Source organism: Longimicrobiales bacterium, from assembly GCA_028823235.1.
Taxonomy (GTDB): domain Bacteria; phylum Gemmatimonadota; class Gemmatimonadetes; order Longimicrobiales; family Gaopeijiaceae; genus UBA2589.
Map to the genome: position 1 here is coordinate 13,905 of JAPKBW010000019.1, position 18,359 is coordinate 32,263.

Consider the following 18,359-nt stretch of genomic DNA (forward strand, 5'->3'; position numbering starts at 1 on the left):
CCCCCATGTCATCCGCCGAAGACACCGAGGTGTACGCACCCTCAGTCCCGTCCATGCTCGACCTCGTCCGGATGAGTCCCAAGCGGCTCTTTCCTCCGGGCGGTGTCGATCTGTACAGGCAGATCGCAGTTCTCACTGAGATGGCGCCGGGGGTTGAAGTCCTCGACGTCGCTGCGGGGAAGGGCGTTCCACTCGAATATTTCGCCACTGAGTTTGGTGTCACGGCCTCTGGCGTGGACGTCAACCCCGAGATGGTCTCGGAAGCTGAATGGTGGAGTCGTGAGCTTCAGCAGGGCCAGCGGATGCAGTTTCAGTCCGGACGGTCCGATGCCTTGCCCTACCGCGACGGCATTTTCAACACCACAATCGGCGAGATCGGCTTCTCCAACCATTGTGAGCCGGCCGATGCGATTCGCGAGCTCGTACGGGTAACGAAGCCCGGTGGTTTCGTCGTGCTGGTTCAGCTGGTCTGGAAAGCACCCGTAGACGCGAGTCGCCGCGAGGTGTTAGCAGCGCACCTCGGGGCCCGACCGCTCATGGTTGTGGAGTGGAAGCGACTTTTGAAGGAGTGTGGCGTCGGCGAAGTGCACGTAGAGGACTGGTCGGACGATGAGACCGCCTTTCGGCCGGCCGTAGTGAAACCCTTTTCGGATTTAGCCGAGATGTTCTCGCTTGGTGAGCGCATCGGCATTCTCCGTCGGGTCTGGCGTCGGTGGGGCTGGAGGGGTGTGAGCTCGGCGATTGCTCGAGGGAACGAAGTCCACAAACTCCTCACGAGTGAGAGAATTCTCGGGCTGGACCTGCTGCGCGGTCGGAAGGAGGGTGGGCGGGTGGCGGAATCGAGTGCCGAGGTCAGCGACAGTGAGACTTCCGATACTGTGGAAAGTCCAGAATCCGTCGCAACGCTCCCGCATCCAGCAGATCTCGACTCCAGTCAATCAGAAAACGAAGAGAGTGAAATGGCCGATACGCACGGTCTCCCGCTCTTCCAAGGTGAACCGCAGGGAGAAACCGATGAGTGACGCATTGTTGTGCACACAGGAAGGTGTTGAGCGGGTCCAAGCCGCGCTTTGCGATCAGGGGCTTGATGGCTGGTTGTTGTACGAGTTCCATCATTTGAATCCCATTCCCGTCACACTGCTTGGGCTAGGCAAGACTACCCGCCGGGCCTTTGTGCTCATTCCGGCTGAGGGGGAGCCCGTGGCGATGATTCACGCCATCGAAGCCTCGTCCTGGCGGCACTGGCCCTTCGGTCGAAAGAGCTACTCCGGCTGGAGGGACATGGAGGAGCAAATCGCGGAACTGGTCGAGGGTCGAGCACGACTGGCCATGGAGGTGTCGCCAGGTGCAGCGGTGCCTACGCTCGACTACGTGCCTGCCGGAATCGCGGGTGTCCTGCTCGGGCACGGGGTCGAGATCTCGAGTTCAGGTGATCTGATCTCGCAGTTCCACTCTGTCCTTTCCGACAAGCAACTCGACGATCACCGGCAAGCTTCTGAAATCGTAAAGGACGTCGCTCGACGTGCCTTTGACTTTGCCGCAGATGCCATTCGCGCGGCCGCACCGATGACGGAAGGTGCGGTGTCGGAGTGGATCGTTTTGGAGCTCAATGCTGCGGGGCTGGTCGATCAGGTGTCGTGCATCGTCGCGATCGGGCCACGCGCCTCGGATTCTCACTACGCTCCGATTGGTGATGGGGAGACGATCAAGCGTGGGGACCTTCTTCTGATCGACCTCTGGGGGTCCTTCGAAGGTTCTGTAGCGGCAGATCAGACGTGGATGGGCATCATGGCATCGTCGGTCGACACCCGGACTCAGGAGATCTGGGAAGCGGTCCGTGATGCACGTGACGCTGCCGTGACGTTCTTGCAGGAGCGGTCCGATGCCGGCGAGGAGGTCAAGGGCTTCGAGGTGGACGACGTCTCGAGAGCGGTCATCACCGAGCGCGGATATGGCGAGTATTTTGTCCACCGTACGGGCCACTCCATCGACACCGACCTGCACGGCAGTGGTCCGAACTTGGACAATCTAGAGAGCCGAGATGACAGACGCCTCCTGCCTGGCGTGGCATTCTCGATCGAGCCCGGGATCTACATCACCGATGATATCGGTGTGAGAAGTGAGATCAACGTCCATTGGGGCGTTGAGGGCCCAGAGGTCACACCCCTAGAGTATCAGACCGAAATCTTCTTGCTACTGGACGATTGAACCACGCTGGTCCTGAAAAGGTGCGGTCGTCTGTTCGAGTCGACGTCGCGCTTCCGCTTCCTATTTATAGGACCTTTACCTATCGGGTCGATGGAGTAGCTCCCCCGGTGGGGACGCGTGTACTCGTGCCGTTCCGCCAAGAGGAACGCATCGGGTGGGTGGTCGGACCGGGTAGTGATGCAATGATTGATCGTATCAAGCCTGTCTTGGCGGTCCTCGACGAGACTCCGACCGTTCCGCCCGATCTCCTCGAGCTTTGTCGATGGATCGCGTCGTACTACGTCGCCCCGCTGGGCATCGTTCTGAAATCAGCTCTTCCCGCTGTGTTGTCGGATGTGTCCCGCGACATGGTGACGCTCCAGCCGGGCCCTAGCAAAGGGCTTCGCGGGCGGGAAACAAAGCTCCTTGACTGGCTCTCGACGAAGGACGGTCCGCAGCGGGTCAAATCGATGCGAAAGGCCTTGGGCATGGGCTCCGTCTGGCCTGAAATCCGATCACTGACTGCTCGGGGCCTTCTACACCACGAGACCGTAGCCCCGCCGCCGCCTTCGGTGAAGACCCGCCGGACTGTGACGTTGGTCCGGCATCTTGAGACCCTCGCGGAGCGCGAAGAGGCGTTTGGTCGAGCGGGTCGGCAGAGAGAGGCCTACGAATACCTAGAGGCCGGCGGAGGTGCAGCCGAACTATCTCGCCTGACGGGCACCGAGGGCTTCAGTCGGCCCGTGATCACAGGACTTGAGGAGAAAGGGCTCGTGTCCGTGACGGACGAGGAGGAGTACCGGGATCCTTTCTCCAATACCCCAGTGGTGCCGCCGCCCAACTTCACCCTCACCGATCACCAACGCGTTGCGCTCGACGAACTGACATCGGCTCTCGGTGTCGAAAAGCCTAGGCCTTTTCTCCTGCAGGGCATCACGGGCTCGGGCAAGACGCTCGTGTACATCGAGCTGCTGCGCAAAGTGTTGGCTCAGGGGCGCACGGCCATCGTGCTCGTGCCCGAGATCTCTCTCACCCCGCAGACGGTGACCCGTTTTCGCTCACACTTCGGCGACGAAGTTGCTGTGCTTCACTCGGGACTCTCCGACGGCGAACGATACGATGCCTGGCGCCGCCTTCGACGAGGCGAGCGTCGGATCGCTGTGGGAGCGCGTTCAGCCTTGTTTGCGCCCCTGGAGAACATCGGTGCGATCGTCGTTGATGAGGAGCATGACGGGAGCTATAAGCAGTCGGACGCTCCGCGGTACCACGCGCGCGATCTTGCTGTCGTTCGTGCCCACGCTCACGGGGCGATCTGCGTTCTCGGGAGTGCCACCCCGTCACTCGAAACATGGCATAACGCGAACACCGGAAAGTTTGGGAGATTGCTCCTGCCGGAACGCGCCGGTGGAGGGAGCCTGCCTGAGGTCCGGCTTGTCGATCTGCGCACGGAGCGGAAGAAGCGAGGAGGAGGGGATTCCAGAGGTCAGGTGAAGGGCCGGCGATCGGAGCGTGGGGCCGGCGTGCTGTCCAAAGAGCTGGTGGAGGCCGTGGACGAGAGGCTCCGTAAGGAAGAGCAGGTCATACTTCTGCTCAACCGAAGGGGTTACTCGGCATTCGTTCAGTGCCGGGAGTGCGGTGAGGTCGAGCAGTGCGAGAACTGCTCTATCTCGCTCACCTACCACAAGGTCACGCAACGGATCGTGTGTCATCACTGTCGCTTTGAGGCCGCGGCGCCGAGTCGTTGCCCACGTTGCGGGTCCGATGACCTGTCATTTCGCGGTCTCGGTACGGAACAGGTCGAGCGAATCGCCACCGAGACCTTCCCGACCGCGCGTATCGCCCGAATGGATGTCGACACGACGTCGGGCAAGTGGGCCCACCAGCGTATTCTGGAGCGGGTTGAGCGGCTCGAAGTCGACATTCTCCTCGGCACACAGATGATCGCGAAAGGACTCGACTTCCCGCGGGTCACACTGGTGGGCGTCGTCAACGCGGACGTCGGGATGAATCTCCCCGACTTCAGGGCGAGCGAGCGCACCTTCCAACTCCTCAGTCAGGTGGCAGGCCGAGCAGGTAGGAGCTCGCTTGGAGGCGAGGTCTTGATTCAGACGTCGCTGCCTGATCACTACGCGATTCGGGCCGCGGTCACGCATGACCTCGAGACGTTCGCGAAGCGCGAACTCTCAGAGCGCGCGCACCCGAGCTATCCGCCGCACGTGCGAGTCATCAATGTGGTCATCAGCAGTCCCGACCAACTTCTGGCGGCGAGCGCGGCCGAGGGTGCGGCCGGGTGGATGCGCCGAGGGCTGACGGGACAGGTCGCGTCGTCTGGTGAGGCCAGCCAAGCGGCAGGTCAGGTCGAGATCGTTGGCCCGGCTCCCGCCCCGATCGAGCGACTGCATGGCCGCTGGCGGTGGCACTTCCTGCTCCGTGGGAGCTCCCCGGCGGCACTTGGGCACGCGGCTCGGGCTCTGGCCGAGTATCACCGGCTACCGTCCGGAGACGTCAGGTTGTCCCTGGACCGGGATCCCGTGGCGGTTCTGTAGTGCTCCACCCGGGCGATGCGAGGGATTGAGAGCGCTCCGTCCGCACCGTAGCTTCGTCAACTAGGGTTGATGACTGGCGAAGGTGAGGAGGGGGAGCTTGGGCTGCCTTGCACTGAACGCATCATTTGAGCCGTTGACGATCGTCCCGACCAGGCGTGCGGTTCGCCTCGTGCTCGACGGGAAGGCTGAGATCCTAGAGCAGGAAGAACTTCGTACTTACCGGTCGGCGCGACGCTCCGTTCCTTGTCCGTCCGTGATTCGGCTCGTCCGCTATGTGCACGTCCCGTACCGGTTCAGGCGTCAGGTCACGAACACATTCCTCTTTGCCCGCGATGAGTACACTTGCCAGTACTGTGGCCGGCATCGGAGCGACCTGCGCGGCCGGCAGGTTCTGACCCGAGATCACATCGTACCGGTCTCACGGGGCGGTGAGAATCGGTGGGACAACGTCGTGACCAGCTGCTCATCCTGTAACAACCGGAAAGCAGACCGGCTGCCGCGCGAGGTTGGATTGCACCTGCGCTCGGAGCCAACTGAGCCAAATTACGTACACTTGGTGTGGGTCGTCCGCCGGGTCACCAACACGCAGTCGAAGTACATCCAGATGTTCTATGGCCAGGATGCGCTCGATGCAGTGGACCTTGACTCCTCTTGGCTCGACTCGGAGAGCCCGCCCCAGTCTTCTAGCCAAGCATAAAGACGCTCACAGATCTGCGAGTACCCGCGTATGGTTCCCTTATGCGTGTACTCTGTTCCAACAGATCATTCACCCGTGGACCGGGTCCTGAACCGCTTAGTACGTGAAGCCCGGCTGGTCGGCGTGCTACGCTAGGAATCACTGCAGTGCATAGGAAAATTCGAAATTCCCTGCATGTCAAAGGATGCGTCGGCGTGGGTTTTGACGACCACAACCTCCTGATGATGGAGCCTCGCACTGGCATGCGCAGGGAATCGAAGGTAGTTAGGTGAGTCCAGTCCGGCCTGCAACCTTCCGACCTCATGGCTGAATTACCCGAGTGCCCAGAATACTCCCAGCGGCCGCCGGCACCGATTCCGGCCCGGGCGAAGCCAGCTGTTATCGTCGAGGGGAAGGAGGGTATGACCCCTAATTCCACCGATCCCGTTCTCTCGCAAATGGATCGGGCGGCAGGCGCTCCGCTGACTTCGGCACGTGAGATGACTGCGACGGATGCCCTGGTGGAGCCACCGGAGACCCCGGACGAAACCGAGCATACCGAGGCTGACGGGCAGGATTGGGTGATCCGGGTGCTTGGCAGTTCCGGGGGGTCGCGTGGATCCTCGGCTCCGCTCCTGCTCCTTGGCTTCTGGAAGTCCGGTGAAGAAGATGGCCCGCACGCGCTCGAGACTCTTACCGTTGGCCACACGATGTCTGGACTCTCGAGATCCACTTTGGAGCATGCACTCAGCGTGGCCGGGCCGCCGACAGTGCGACCGGACCGCTCGCGCGACCCTGAACCGCGAAAGCGTGGTGGAAAAAGTAGTGCGGGCAAGCCCCGCCGCAGGTAGATTTGTCGGTCAGACTTTCGAAATCCGATCCGCGACCGGTGGATCGCAGCTGGGTCCCCTCAACACGGTACCGCAACACGGTGTCAAATAAGTTGTCCGAGCCCTCGACAGATGGGGAACTGGTTCTCAGAGCGCGGAAGGGTGATGAAATCGCCTTTGGTCTCTTGGTGGAGCGGTATCAGCGTGCTGTATATGCAGTCGCTGTGTCGGTCACAGGACGGCATGAAGATGCCGAGGATGCGGCTCAGGAAGCCTTTTTGGTCGCACTGCGTCGTCTCGACGAATGCCGGAGTCCCGATCGTTTCGGGGGATGGTTGATGACCATAGTGAGAAATCGGTCGAAAAATCTCATTCGGAGAGAATCGCTACGGGAGACCGATCAGGTTCCGCCAGGCGCTCGTTCCTGGGCGCCGATGCCGGATCGAATCGCGGAGACGAGAGAATTGAGAGACCTTCTGGAACAGGCTTTGGCTGGCCTGCCGGAAGTGCAGCGACAGATCGTACTTTTACATGACTTGGAAGGTTGGAAACATAGGGAGATCGCGGATAGGCTGGAGCTCCCAGCTGGGACTGTCCGGTCTCACCTTCACTTCGCAAGAAAAACGCTTAGGCTGGCGTTGAAAGAGATGCCCGGTGTGCCTGAAGTACTGAGGAAAGTGCAATGAATAGAACATTCGATCGCTCAAGCGGCTCGCCTGCCGAACTCGGCCGCGACATGGTCCTCGCGGAAGCCTTGGCTTCATTGGATCCCGCGACTAAGGACCCGAACTACTGGTTACTATTTCGTGGCTGGGTCATGACTGGCGCGGCTGGTGAGCTGGCGCGCCGCCGTGTGATGGCGGAGTTGACGGTCTCCGACGTCTTGACCTCTTGGTCTCGGACGGTAGTCCCGACGGCACTCCTCGCGGCGGCCATTGCCGGGATCATGTTGTTACAGGCGGGAGACGCTCCCAGCGCGAGGCATGTCGGGGTCGAGGAATTACTGGTCTCCGAAGTCTCCAGTGAGACTGTGGCAACGCTCTTGTTCGACAACGGCGCGGAAGGCGTTGTGATGTTTGCCTCGGACGGCTTCTAATCATGGGACACAGCGCATGGACTCGGTTCGTGACCGTGCTGGTTTTGGTTGCGGTATTCGGCGCCGGCGTGCTGCTCGGCTTCGCGGCGGACAGCGATCTCGATGAGGAGACGCACGACGGGGTGGAATCTTCCGCAGTTGCGGGGGAAGCCACTGCTGAGGAGACGGCGGATCCCCGTCCTCCGCAATACACGCTGGTCGGTCCTAACGAAGCGCAGCTCGTGCGCATCGACTCTATAGTGGCGGAGCATCGCACCCGGACAAACGCATTAGCGGAACAGAACGAAGAGACCCGCACCCAGTACCAAGAAGACTTTGCGGAGATCGTTCACTCCACGCGTGAGGCCATCAAGGGTGTGCTGTCTCCGGACCAGGCTTCGCAATACCAGCGGTTGCTCGATGAGCGCTACGGTAGATCCGACGCCGTTCGAGAGAACTAGGACCACCGGAATCCAACCTGACATGAAGAATGTGGTAAGAGGATATTCCCTCCCATTGGCCTGTGCCTTGGTGTGCAGCGCCTTCGCCTTACCGGAAGCTGTCGGTGCCCAGCAGAGCATCTCACTCGACGAGGCCCTCGATCGGGCACTCATTCGCAGTCCGGTCATGGCGCAGCAGCAGCAATCAGTCGACAACGCGTATCTGACGCGGAAGACCACGTGGGCGACGTTTCTACCATCGCTGAGCGCGAGTGGCTCCGGGTCTTTACGCAGTGCGCAGACCTTCAACGACGCGACCGGCGTGCTTGAGTCCGGAAGCTCCGATTCCTACGGAGCCGGGTTCTCAGGCAGCTGGACCGTATTTGAGGGCACGCGGCGATTCCGTGAGTACGATGCGGCCAAGGCAGATGTCCGTGCCGCGGAAGCTCGATATGCGGACTCCCGCTTTTTGGTCACACTCCAGACAAAAAATGCGTTTTTCAACGCCCTGCGGCAGGCTGACCTGTTAGAGGTTCTGGTTGAGCGGGTCGCGCAGGCGGAACAGAACATGGCCATCGTCCGCACACGGACGCTTGTTGGCGAGGCCACCGTATCTGACTCCCTGCGTGCGCGTCTCGACGTCATGAACGCTGAGCAGGCGGTGCTTCAGGGGCAGACATCGGTCAGGGCGGCTCGCTTTGCACTCGGTCGACAGATTGGGATGGCGGAGCCCGTCCTGCCACTGCGTCCCGGGGATCTTGATCCGACACAGCTTCCATTGACTGAAGACGAGATCATGCGGCTTGCCGAATCGGTCTCCCCCCGAGTGATTGCGGCTAAGGAGGCCACGGTTGCGGCCGGAGCCAACGTGTCGTCGGCCAAGACGGTGTATATCCCCAGTCTTCGCATGTCATCGGGGTACAACTGGTCGAACCAGACCGTGTCGTTCAGCGGTGGCAACACCAGCTGGAACATGTCGCTCAGCATGAGCTACCCGATATTCAACGGCTTCCAGCGTGAAACAAGTATCGATCGGGCTCAGTACGTACAGAGAGTGACGTCGCTTCGGGAGAACGACGCGCGGCTTGCTGCACGGGAAGAAGCAGATGCTGCGCTTCAGAATCTTCTGACGGCTGAACAGGCGATTGTAATTGCAGAAGGCGCCGCATTGGTAGCAGCAGAGGATCTCCGTGTCGTCCGCGAGCGTTATGCGGTCGGAGCAGCGACGATTCTCGACATCCTCGTGAGTCAGAACGCCGTGACGCAGTCGGACGTGGACGTGATCACCACGAGGTATGACTACATCCTGGCCCGAGCTGAGCTCGAGGCGATTCTGGGGAGGGAATTGTGAGCGAAATCATTCGCACACAGGGACTGACGAAGCATTACGTACTCGGGGCCGAGACGGTTCGTGCCTGTCGAGAAATTGATCTCCTCATCGAGAGGGGCGAATTCGTCGCGATCATGGGCCCGTCCGGTTCTGGAAAGTCGACCTTCATGAACATGATCGGCTGCCTAGACACCCCGACTTCTGGCGAATATTGGCTGAATGATCAGCCGGTGAGTTCGCTCTCCGATGATCAACTCGCGAGGGTTCGTAACCGCGAGATCGGATTTGTCTTTCAGACCTTCAATCTTCTGCCCCGCGCCACTGCGCTTCACAATGTCGAACTCCCGCTGATTTATGCGGGCGTTGGAAAGAAGGAACGTAGACGCAGGGCTACCGAGAAGCTTGAGTTAGTGGGACTTGGTGATCGTATGGGCCACAAGCCTCCGGAAATGTCAGGCGGTCAGCGCCAACGTGTCGCGGTGGCACGAGCGCTGGTGAACGAGCCGGCCCTTCTCCTAGCAGATGAACCAACAGGCAATCTCGACTCAGTTACCAGTGACTCCATCATGCGCCAGCTCGGGGAGCTTAACCAAGCGGGGCAGACGATCGTCATCGTAACACACGAACACGACATTGCACTTCATGCGAGGCGGCAGGTGCACCTGAAAGATGGCTTAATTGAGCGAGATTTTCTCAATGAGCCTATGGAGACTCCAGTATGACGCGGTTCACGAAAAATCTTGCTCTCGCTTCGTTCGGCTTTCTCTCGGTGGCTGGTTGCCAAACTGGCGAGTCCCCTGAGGACACCGGGCCGACACTGATCACTGCGACGGCGTCGATCGGCGATCTGCTGATCCGAGCCGAGGCGACCGGCACGGTGGAGCCGGTCCGCGAAGTGGAAGTGAAATCAAAAGCGTCGGGCGAGGTACTGCGGCTTTATCACGACATCGGGGCCGTCGTTACTCGTGGCACACTGCTCGCCGAAATTGATCCCCGTGACGTCAGGAATCGTTACAACCAGACAGAAGCGGACCTCGCGGTAGCGCAGGCTCAGCTTAAAATCTCCGAAGCGCAGCTCACCCGTCAGCAGCGGCTGTTGGACGCTCAGGTCATTACTGAGGCGGAGTTCGAAAACGCCACGTTGTCCTTTGCGAATGCGCAGGCCTCACTCGTTCGCGCGCAGACGAGCTTCGACCTGGCCGAACTACAGGTGGCAGATGTCAGCATCCGGGCCCCAATGGACGGCACGATTCTCCAGAAGAACGTCGAGGAGGGCGCCGTGATTCAGTCGGCTTCCTCGAACGTCTCCGGGGGAACGGCATTGTTCGTCATGGCGAACCTCGCCGACATGCAGGTGCGCACCCTGGTCGATGAGACTGACATGGGAGAACTGGCGCCAGGCCTGATCGCGGACGTCCGGGTGGAGGCTTTTTCCGATCGGAACTTCCGCGGTGTGATCGACAAGATCGAGCCTCAGGCGACGGTCGTACAGAATGTCACCATGTTCGCTGTCATCGTGTCGATCGATAACCAATCAGGGCTCTTGAAACCCGGCATGAATGCGGAGGTTGAGGTGCACATCGACGAAGCCAGAAACGTCGTTGTTGTGCCGAACAACTCGATTGTGCAAAGGTCAGACGTCGGACCGGCAGCGATGGCACTCGGTCTGGATATGGAGTCGATCGATCTGACTCCGTTCATGAGTGCAGGCCGAGGTGGTCGCGGGGGACGTGGTGGTGCGGCCGCAGGGAGCCGGGGGCGTGAAGCTCGCGGTGCCCTTGAGAGTGCGCAGGGCGGGGCACCTGCTGAGGGAGCGGCGGATGCATCCGGTGGTGGTCGACAGGGAGGCTCAGGAGTTGAAGACGGTGCCGCTATGGCTCAAATGCAGGGACTCCGTGCGCAGTTGGAGGCCGGTGAGATCACTCAGGACTCGATGAGGACTGCCATGCAATCACTCCGAGCAGCGGGTGGATTCGGTGGTCGTCGGGATGGCGGACAATTGGATGCAGGTGGCGATGCCGGAAGCGGCCCTCCGGAAGAGTCGCAGCCCGCGGTCGTGTTCGTACTTGGCCCGGACAGCATTCCTCAGCCCCGTGCGATTCGAATTGGACTCGGTGACTGGGACAACACGCAGGTCGTGAGCGGTCTCGACGAAGGAGAGACACTCGTCATCGTCGGTGCTGCCCAGCTTCAGGCTCAGCAGCAGGCCTTCCTTGACCAGATGCGTTCTCGGATGGGCGGAGGTAGTCCCTTTGGTAGCGGTGGTGGCGGCTTCGGCCGCGGCCGTTAAGGAGACAAGGCGACATGCTCGTATTTGAGATCATCATGGTTGCGATGAGTGCCGTGCGCGCGAACGTCATGCGCTCGATCCTCACGACTCTGGGAATCGTGATCGGCATCGCTGCCGTGATCACCATGGTCGCGCTCGGAGAGGGCGCTCAACAGCGTGTCGAGCAGCAGATCAGCCGGATGGGTACGAGCATCCTCACGATCCGACCGGGCCAGCAGATGTTCGGGGGCGTCTCGCGAGGAGATGCCGAGCTGTCAATCGAAGACGCCATTGCTCTGCGAGCGGAGTCAGGCGGGCTGCTTAAGGTCTCGCCGGAGCAGCAGTCTCGCCTGCAGGTAGCGTACAAGCGCTGGAACTCGAATACACAGATCATGGGTGTGTGGCCTGAGTACTTTGAGATATACAACCATAAAGTGAAAGTCGGGCGATGGTTCGATCAGGGGGAGGTCCAGGGCCGTCGTCGCGTCGCCGTGCTCGGATTCAACCTGCCCGAAACGCTCGGTGACACACCAGCGGAGCTCCTGGTCGGCGAGACGATTCAGATTCGAGGGATCCTCTTCGAAGTTATTGGTGTGCTTGAGGAGAAGGGGGATGCCGCTTGGGTGCGTCCTGATGATCAGATCTTCGTGCCCCAGTCGACCGCTCAGTACAGGGTCATGGGGGGGCGCGATCGCCTCAACTCGATTTACGCGGCGACCGAAACGCCCCAAGAGCTTGATCTGGCCTTCGCGGAGATCGACCGGATCGTTCGGCGGGAGCATCGCTTGAAGATGGGTGAGGACGCCGACTTCAACATCCGAAACTCCGCCGATTTAATCGCGACGTTCAACGAGGCGAATCAGACGATGAATGTGCTCCTCGCGGGCATCGCCGCTGTGAGCCTTCTCGTCGGGGGCATCGGCATCATGAACATCATGCTGGTCTCCGTGACGGAGCGGACGCGTGAGATTGGGGTGCGAAAAGCCTTGGGTGCCACGCGCGGAGGGATTCTGACGCAATTCCTCGTCGAGGCGCTCTTCCTCTGCATTATGGGTGGGATTATCGGCGTCGCGGCTGGGTACGGCGCGGCTGAGGTTGTGACGCGAATCACTTCATGGGATACCGCCGTCGCGCCGGAAGCGGTGTTCATAGCGATCGGATTCTCGGCCGCGGTCGGGCTGTTTTTTGGAATTTGGCCCGCGAGCCGAGCTGCAATCCTCAACCCGATCGACGCGCTGCGCCACGAGTAACCCGCAGGCGCGGATCCGCTACTAACGCCTGAGTAGCACCTGGACGCTGGCGCCCTGACGAACTAGCGAAACTGGAAGGGATTCTCCGGCCATCGAGATGCCGAAGCGCAGGTCTTCAACGGACCGCACACCCACCTGATCGAGCCTCGTGATCACATCACCCGGCACGATCCCGGCCAGGGCTGCAGGCGTACCCGCTGACACGTCCAGCACGAGGACGCCACCGCTCACACCGAAGTACTCAGCCAGCTCAGGTCGGATGTTGGTGACCTCCGCACCCGCGACCCGATTCCGTCCCACAAGATACGGTGTGAGGGGCCGAAACTCGGCCCGGGGATTCCCTCCTTCTGGGACGAGAACGTTGGGTTGCCCGCCGGAGGGCGCAATCGTGTACTCTAGGCCCGCTGTCTGGCGTGCGGCCTCTGCCATCGTTGTCTCGAGGCCACTGGACCGCAGCGCGGCCTCATTGAGCAGCGAGCTGAGACGAAGGAACTCATTGTCCTGCCTGATGTGCACGTCGCCCTGTCCCCCGACGCGCCGGAGCTGTTCCTCACGTTCGCCCATGCGCAGCTCCAGCTGCGTCACCATCTGATTCAGCTCCACCATCTCCTGACGGAGCGAATCGTGCTCCTCTCCACGGAAGATGAAGAACTCAAAGGGCACCTGAACTGTGCTGCCTCCGGCGATGACGGTCACTTCGGGGTCCGCACTCGAGGCCTGCCGGATTCGGATTCTCTGAGTTGTGCCATCACGCTGAGCCGATCGAATCTCGACCTCGCGACCTTCGCTTCTGATCAACTCGACTCTCATCGAGTCCATCGCACGCACCCACCTTTCGACCATGTCCGGTGCGTATCGGACCTCAACCACCTGCGAAGGCACGAAGTCATCGGGGCGCACAGATGCGGTCAGGCGTACCCGGTGCTTCGTCCCGGCTCGACCAACCTCCATGACTACGCCGTCACCAGGATACACTTCCAGCCGTTCGGCAAGCTCCGCAAGCTCCCGAGCCTCATCTAGGTGATTGATCGCGAGCAGTCGATCTCCCGGCCGGACACCCGCTTCATCGGCGGGACTGCCCGCGACGACACCAATGATGATGACGCTTTCGGTGCGACCCCATTCGTCCTCGAGCACCTCCAAGGAAATCCCGATCCAGCCGCGCTCTTCAACCTCGGTCCATCGACTCTGTGAAACAGCCTCGACCGGAGTGCTGGCCAGACTGAGGACGGAAAGGGCCGACATGAGGGTGATGCCTAGGGCCCGGTGCAGGATCCGGTCGGTGTCGTGAGAGAGTCGCATGGTCGGCCTAGAACCAGTTGTCGCGCTTGGAGGACACCATGCGGGCGGCGACGTCGCGCTCTGCCATCGCACTCGCGAGCATCCCGTTCAGGAATGGATCGCCGGGTGCCTGCCGCACAGCGGCCTGACTAACCATCACCAGGTGCTCCAGCGCCGCGAACCGGCTGACCGGATCGCCGCCGTAGTTATCGCCACCACCTGCAGCGAGGATTTCCCGGTACCGGGAGACGGCTGTCACATATTCCTGTTCGGCGACGAGCACAGCCGACGCGGCCCCCTCGACGTTCGCGAAATCCATTGCGACCGGCTCGATTGTGCCTGGATCGGCGTGCGTCAGAGCGACACCAGTGCCCGTGCCGCTCAGGAAAAGGACGAGCGCTGCTGCAGTCTTCATCCAGCCAGGTGTCCTCACGAACCCGAGCCGCTGAACGAGGCCTGGATCTTTCATCAGGCCTTCCGAGCGAAGTCGCGCCTCGAGCACGTGCCAGTCGCCCTGGGGTGGCACCATGACCGGGAGGGCGCGCAGCGCTTCGGTCTGACTGCGCAATGCGTCCGACTCGTCCGAGCATGCCTTGCACGTGCTCAAGTGATCGGCTTCCTCCGGGGTCGGCTGCTCATCAACGAGCCGAGCGAGGTGCTCTGCGTTCAAATGCTCCATGCTTCTGCTCCGTGTTCCTGCGCGGCTCCGTCGAGGCCTGCGAGCATGACTCGCATTTTGGCCCGAGCTTTGAATAACTGTGATTTAGATGTCCCGGCAGTAACCCCGAGCACGTCACCGATTTCTTCATGGGTATATCCCTCCACATCGTGGAGGATCAGGACTCGGCGCATGCCTTCGGGGAGACCGTCGAGCGCGCCTTCCAGTCTCTTCTGAAGCAGGGAGTCGCTTGCCGCCGGTGCGATGGCGATGTCCGCGACCACCGGGGCCTCACGCTTCTCGCGGGTCTCTGCCTTTCGCAACGCCTGCAGTGCCGCGTTTACCGCGATCCGGTGCAGCCAGGTGGAAAAACGGGCATCGCCTCGAAACGTTGGAAGCGCTCGAATCGCCCGAATCCAGGCTTCCTGTGCGTAGTCCTCTGCCAGATCGTCGTCGCCGGCGATCCTGCGAACAACAGCGTAGACTCGAGGCGAGTACCGGTCATACAGCGACCGGATCGCGCGGGCATCACCATCCGCTGCGAGGCGAATGATTTGATGGTCGGTGAGGTTGATTGAGTTTGTCTTCATTCCAGCTACTTCGATGTATTTGGGCGCTGCAGGGTTGCCCCCCGAATTACGACTGTCGTTGGCGTCGGAGGGCGCGAGTTCGAAGATGGGATGCCTCAGGCGATACCGTACCCTTTCGGGCGGCGGGAGTTCGCCGGATCGGGTAGATTTTCTTAGCTTCTACGCCCTTATCTTGGCTCTCCAATTCGCACTGATGATACGGTTTCCGCGCTGCACGAAGCGCTATGGGTCGCTCGAAGCGGTTCGAGACCCGACGCTTACAATCGCCCCGGGCGAGGTGTACGCCCTGCTGGGGTCCAATCGGGCGGAGAAAACCACGGCGTTTCGTTGTCGCGCCATACGGCTGAAGCCTTCGTCGGGAACGGCATCACTCCTCTCATGGCGTTCTACCCGGCGATCAGAAGGAGCGCGGCACGCTGGAGACGCTCCTCCACGGTGCCCATGTCCTCTAGAGAGACATCGCCATCGGAACGTTCGTGACCGTGGCGTTGGTAGATGTGGCGGCGGGACTCAATCTCGGTGGCATGCTGCTCACGTTCCAACCCGGGCCCATTCACATTGGTGTTGGTGACCTTCCTGACGCTGCTGCCGCTCGCAGTTCTCTTCGGATGGATCTTTCTCGGCGTCGCTGCTGCTTCGCCGTCGTTCCAGAAAGCTCAGAACGCACTGACGCCGGTCTACTTGCTGGTCCTCACCCTGGCGATGCTACCAGTCTTCAGGGGCATCGACTTCGGGCCACTCTTGGCGATCACTCCTGTCGCTGGAGTGTCTTTCCTGATCCGAGGCTTGATAACCGGGGGTGCGAGCGCTTCTCTCGGGTTCCTCATGCTTTCCTCCACCACGGTTTACGCGGTTGGCGCGCTGGGTCTTGGCGGCCCGAGCGTTTGGGAGCGAGCAGGTGTTCTTTGGTGTTGGCGAGGATGAGGCAGTCGTGACCGCCGAGATATGGATCGAGCGCTGGCGCAGCCGCAGGTCCGACCGACCGGTCCCCGACCCACAGGCAGCCATGCTCTTCGTCGCGGGTGTCGCGGTCCTCTTCTTCTGGGCTGGGAGTCAGCTACAACTGTGGTTGGGTGAACGCGGACTTCTCGCAGCCGAGTGGCTGCTGCTCTTCGTCCCGTCCGTGCTCGTGGTTTCGCTCTACGGGTTTGATCCGGTGCGTACGTTGTCACTTCGAAAGCCGTCGGGCCTAGGTGTCCTGGGCAGTGTCCTACTGATCATGGGCGCCGTGCCTCTGGTCTGGTTCATCGGCTGGATTCAGACGTTCATTTTTCCTGTGCCATGGGAACTGCTTGAGGGTCTGGAGGACCTGGTGACGGCGGACACGATGGGTCGTCTGGTCTGGTTGCTACTGCTTCTGGCTGTGACACCGGCAGTGTGCGAGGAAATCCTTTTTCGCGGGATGCTCCTCGGTGGCACGCGGACGCTCCAACCCTGGCGAATGATCGTGCTCAACGGGGTAGTCTTCGGAGCGTTCCATTTGTCCTTCGAAACGGCGATTCGATTTGTGCCGACTGCGACGCTCGGGATGGTGATCGCTTGGGCCGTCTGGCGGACCGGTTCCATCTGGGCGGGCGCGCTCATGCACTTCCTGAACAACGGCGCCATCGTCGCTCTCGCCTCCGCTCCCGCGGCGCAGAAACTCTTTGCGACTCCGGACGCACCGCCTCCGTGGTGGCTAGTTCCGGTGGGGGCGGTCCTCTTCGCGCTCGGGGCACGTATACTTCTGCGACACCAGACCCCTGTTGGGGTTGATGCATACACACTGATTGAGGAATCATGACGGACGACGACCGCATGCCGGGCGCCACACATCTTGAGTGCACCGCCACCGGAGAACACTTCGAGAGCGAAACACTGTCCGGCCTATCTCCGACAGGGAAGCCATTGTTCGCGCGCTATGACCTAGACGCTGTCCGTCCTGGATTTGGTCTCGCCGACATGGCTACACGTCGGGCCGATCTTTGGCGTTATGCGGAAGTTCTTCCTGTTCGTGATCCCAAGGCGAGGATCGCCCTGGGAGAGGGGTGGACTCCACTGATCGATGCACCGCGCACCGCGGCTCGGCTTGGCGTCGAGAAGGTGTGGGTGAAAGACGAGGGGCAGAACCCGACTGGAAGCTTCAAGGCGCGGGGTCTGTGTCTCGCTGTGTCACGCGCGTTCGAACTGGGTGCCGAGGCAGTGGCACTTCCGTCGGCCGGAAATGCGGGAAGCGCTGCGGCCGCCTATGGCGCCGCTGTGGGGATGGATGTGCACGTGGTGCTTCCATCAGACACGCCGGCGCCCATTCTCGAGGAGATGCGGGCACTGGGGGCCGACGTCCAGCTCCTCGACGGACTCATCAGCGACTGTGGCAAGGTTGTGAAGAAGGGTGTCGAAGAGCATGGATGGTTCGATCTGTCAACGCTGAAGGAGCCCTACCGCGTCGAAGGCAAGAAGACGTTGGGTTACGAGCTGGCCGAGCAGCTCGGGGGACGTCTCCCCGACGCGATCGTCTATCCGACGGGTGGTGGCACCGGGCTGATCGGGATGTGGAAGGCGTTCGACGAGATGCAGGCGCTCGGGTGGGTCGACGAGAAGCGTCCAAAGATGTTCACTGTGCAGGCGACCGGGTGCGCCCCGATGGTCCGCGCGTGGGAATCCGGAGCCGATCACGCTGAGATGTGGGAGGGCGCGACGACGTACGCATCAGGCCTTCGAGTCCCGGGCGCTGTGGGCGACTTCCTGATTCTGAATGCGCTGAGAGAGTCGGGTGGTGGCGCAGCGGCAGTTCCCGACCATTTGATGGCTGAATGGGTGTTGAAACTCGGTGCGGACACCGGCATCTTCGCGGCCCCGGAAGGCGGTGCCACGGCGGCCGCGGTGCCGATGCTGATGGAGAAGGGACTGATTTCACCAGATGACGAGGTCGTCCTGTTCAACACTGGCAGCGGGCTCAAGTACGCCGGCATGACCCCTGTCGACTGATGTCGGCTGTCGCGCTCTTTTCGTTTGGGTTGGGGGTCGGGTTCGGACTGCTCGTCGTTGCTGCCGCGGTCACGCTGCGCGCACGTCGGAGGAAAACGTTCAGGCCGCGCTGTCTAATCGACGACTCAGCAATCGAGAGGATCATCGAGGACGGCGAGCTGGCGATCGAGGAGGAAGCGCTTGATCTAGATGAGATCGAAAACGAAGAGGATCGCTTCTGGTCGGAGAGCTGGGATGAGCCGACGGGGGACTGGTGACTC

At 61.3% G+C, this 18,359-nt stretch carries 19 protein-coding genes; 15 read left to right on the forward strand and 4 right to left on the reverse strand.

The genetic code is table 11. From position 1 onward, the window contains the following. Window positions 1-5: 5 nt before the first annotated feature. The 11 genes from OSA81_10825 (at window position 6) to OSA81_10875 (ending at window position 12,603) form a co-directional block, all read left to right on the forward strand. Window positions 6-1,022 (forward strand): methyltransferase domain-containing protein, encoded by a 1,017-nt coding sequence (locus OSA81_10825; GenBank protein ID MDE0899502.1) that lies wholly within the window; start codon window positions 6-8, stop codon window positions 1,020-1,022. After that, window positions 1,015-2,208: a M24 family metallopeptidase gene (locus tag OSA81_10830; GenBank protein MDE0899503.1), complete on the forward strand. Its 1,194-nt coding sequence runs from the start codon at window positions 1,015-1,017 to the stop codon at window positions 2,206-2,208. Before OSA81_10825 ends, OSA81_10830 begins: the two co-directional genes overlap by 8 nt. A 20-nt stretch (window positions 2,209-2,228) precedes the next feature. After that, window positions 2,229-4,733 (forward strand): primosomal protein N', encoded by a 2,505-nt coding sequence (gene priA / locus OSA81_10835; GenBank protein MDE0899504.1) that lies wholly within the window; start codon window positions 2,229-2,231, stop codon window positions 4,731-4,733. A 97-nt stretch (window positions 4,734-4,830) separates the two neighbouring features. Further along, the gene (locus OSA81_10840; protein ID MDE0899505.1) at window positions 4,831-5,430 is read left to right on the forward strand and encodes an HNH endonuclease; all 600 of its coding nucleotides are present in this window, start codon (window positions 4,831-4,833) and stop codon (window positions 5,428-5,430) included. 401 nt (window positions 5,431-5,831) lie between these two features. Further along, window positions 5,832-6,260 (forward strand): hypothetical protein, encoded by a 429-nt coding sequence (locus tag OSA81_10845; GenBank protein ID MDE0899506.1) that lies wholly within the window; start codon window positions 5,832-5,834, stop codon window positions 6,258-6,260. A 661-nt stretch (window positions 6,261-6,921) separates the two neighbouring features. Continuing rightward, the gene (locus OSA81_10850; protein MDE0899507.1) at window positions 6,922-7,335 is read left to right on the forward strand and encodes a hypothetical protein; all 414 of its coding nucleotides are present in this window, start codon (window positions 6,922-6,924) and stop codon (window positions 7,333-7,335) included. Between the two features lie 2 nt (window positions 7,336-7,337). Continuing rightward, window positions 7,338-7,775, forward strand: a complete 438-nt coding sequence (locus OSA81_10855; GenBank protein MDE0899508.1) for a hypothetical protein — start codon at window positions 7,338-7,340, stop codon at window positions 7,773-7,775. A gap of 22 nt (window positions 7,776-7,797) precedes the next feature. Continuing rightward, a complete protein-coding gene (locus tag OSA81_10860) occupies window positions 7,798-9,105 on the forward strand; it encodes a TolC family protein (GenBank protein MDE0899509.1) in 1,308 nt (435 codons plus the stop codon). Window positions 9,106-9,110: 5 nt separating this feature from the next. Next, window positions 9,111-9,806, forward strand: a complete 696-nt coding sequence (locus OSA81_10865; GenBank protein MDE0899510.1) for an ABC transporter ATP-binding protein — start codon at window positions 9,111-9,113, stop codon at window positions 9,804-9,806. Beyond that, window positions 9,803-11,374 (forward strand): efflux RND transporter periplasmic adaptor subunit, encoded by a 1,572-nt coding sequence (locus OSA81_10870; protein ID MDE0899511.1) that lies wholly within the window; start codon window positions 9,803-9,805, stop codon window positions 11,372-11,374. The genes OSA81_10865 and OSA81_10870 overlap by 4 nt, the downstream gene beginning before the upstream one ends. A 14-nt stretch (window positions 11,375-11,388) precedes the next feature. Beyond that, window positions 11,389-12,603: an ABC transporter permease gene (locus OSA81_10875; protein ID MDE0899512.1), complete on the forward strand. Its 1,215-nt coding sequence runs from the start codon at window positions 11,389-11,391 to the stop codon at window positions 12,601-12,603. 21 nt (window positions 12,604-12,624) lie between these two features. Here OSA81_10875 and OSA81_10880 read toward each other — a convergent pair whose 3' ends face one another. From OSA81_10880 to OSA81_10895, 4 genes are all read right to left on the reverse strand, one after another. Next, window positions 12,625-13,905 (reverse strand): PDZ domain-containing protein, encoded by a 1,281-nt coding sequence (locus tag OSA81_10880; protein ID MDE0899513.1) that lies wholly within the window; start codon window positions 13,903-13,905, stop codon window positions 12,625-12,627. Window positions 13,906-13,912: 7 nt separating this feature from the next. Then, window positions 13,913-14,563: a hypothetical protein gene (locus OSA81_10885; protein ID MDE0899514.1), complete on the reverse strand. Its 651-nt coding sequence runs from the start codon at window positions 14,561-14,563 to the stop codon at window positions 13,913-13,915. Beyond that, window positions 14,551-15,132 (reverse strand): sigma-70 family RNA polymerase sigma factor, encoded by a 582-nt coding sequence (locus OSA81_10890; protein MDE0899515.1) that lies wholly within the window; start codon window positions 15,130-15,132, stop codon window positions 14,551-14,553. The genes OSA81_10885 and OSA81_10890 overlap by 13 nt, the downstream gene beginning before the upstream one ends. 386 nt (window positions 15,133-15,518) lie before the next feature. After that, window positions 15,519-15,674, reverse strand: a complete 156-nt coding sequence (locus tag OSA81_10895) for a hypothetical protein (GenBank protein MDE0899516.1) — start codon at window positions 15,672-15,674, stop codon at window positions 15,519-15,521. Window positions 15,675-15,699: 25 nt separating this feature from the next. Between OSA81_10895 and OSA81_10900 the strand changes: the two genes are divergently transcribed. Genes OSA81_10900 through OSA81_10915 form a run of 4 tightly spaced genes read left to right on the forward strand, consistent with a single transcriptional unit; the run spans window position 15,700 to window position 18,356 of the window. Next, window positions 15,700-16,056, forward strand: a complete 357-nt coding sequence (locus tag OSA81_10900) for a hypothetical protein (GenBank protein ID MDE0899517.1) — start codon at window positions 15,700-15,702, stop codon at window positions 16,054-16,056. Then, window positions 16,031-16,915, forward strand: coding sequence for a type II CAAX endopeptidase family protein (locus OSA81_10905; GenBank protein MDE0899518.1), 885 nt, complete (start codon window positions 16,031-16,033; stop codon window positions 16,913-16,915). Before OSA81_10900 ends, OSA81_10905 begins: the two co-directional genes overlap by 26 nt. Continuing rightward, window positions 16,912-18,099, forward strand: coding sequence for a threonine synthase (locus OSA81_10910; protein ID MDE0899519.1), 1,188 nt, complete (start codon window positions 16,912-16,914; stop codon window positions 18,097-18,099). The genes OSA81_10905 and OSA81_10910 overlap by 4 nt, the downstream gene beginning before the upstream one ends. Beyond that, a complete protein-coding gene (locus tag OSA81_10915) occupies window positions 18,099-18,356 on the forward strand; it encodes a hypothetical protein (protein MDE0899520.1) in 258 nt (85 codons plus the stop codon). Before OSA81_10910 ends, OSA81_10915 begins: the two co-directional genes overlap by 1 nt. The last annotated feature ends 3 nt before the right edge of the window (window positions 18,357-18,359 follow it).

Bases quoted from the DNA above. Each gene is read 5' to 3' on its own strand.
- OSA81_10890 (MDE0899515.1), bottom strand. From the start codon at position 15,132: ATGAAGACAAACTCAATCAACCTCACCGACCATCAAATCATTCGCCTC.
- OSA81_10885 (MDE0899514.1), bottom strand. From the start codon at position 14,563: ATGGAGCATTTGAACGCAGAGCACCTCGCTCGGCTCGTTGATGAGCAG.
- OSA81_10860 (MDE0899509.1), top strand. From the start codon at position 7,798: ATGAAGAATGTGGTAAGAGGATATTCCCTCCCATTGGCCTGTGCCTTG.
- OSA81_10915 (MDE0899520.1), top strand. From the start codon at position 18,099: ATGTCGGCTGTCGCGCTCTTTTCGTTTGGGTTGGGGGTCGGGTTCGGA.
- OSA81_10875 (MDE0899512.1), top strand. From the start codon at position 11,389: ATGCTCGTATTTGAGATCATCATGGTTGCGATGAGTGCCGTGCGCGCG.
- OSA81_10870 (MDE0899511.1), top strand. From the start codon at position 9,803: ATGACGCGGTTCACGAAAAATCTTGCTCTCGCTTCGTTCGGCTTTCTC.
- OSA81_10880 (MDE0899513.1), bottom strand. From the start codon at position 13,905: ATGCGACTCTCTCACGACACCGACCGGATCCTGCACCGGGCCCTAGGC.
- OSA81_10825 (MDE0899502.1), top strand. From the start codon at position 6: ATGTCATCCGCCGAAGACACCGAGGTGTACGCACCCTCAGTCCCGTCC.
- OSA81_10855 (MDE0899508.1), top strand. From the start codon at position 7,338: ATGGGACACAGCGCATGGACTCGGTTCGTGACCGTGCTGGTTTTGGTT.
- OSA81_10850 (MDE0899507.1), top strand. From the start codon at position 6,922: ATGAATAGAACATTCGATCGCTCAAGCGGCTCGCCTGCCGAACTCGGC.
- OSA81_10845 (MDE0899506.1), top strand. From the start codon at position 5,832: ATGACCCCTAATTCCACCGATCCCGTTCTCTCGCAAATGGATCGGGCG.
- OSA81_10910 (MDE0899519.1), top strand. From the start codon at position 16,912: ATGACGGACGACGACCGCATGCCGGGCGCCACACATCTTGAGTGCACC.
- OSA81_10830 (MDE0899503.1), top strand. From the start codon at position 1,015: ATGAGTGACGCATTGTTGTGCACACAGGAAGGTGTTGAGCGGGTCCAA.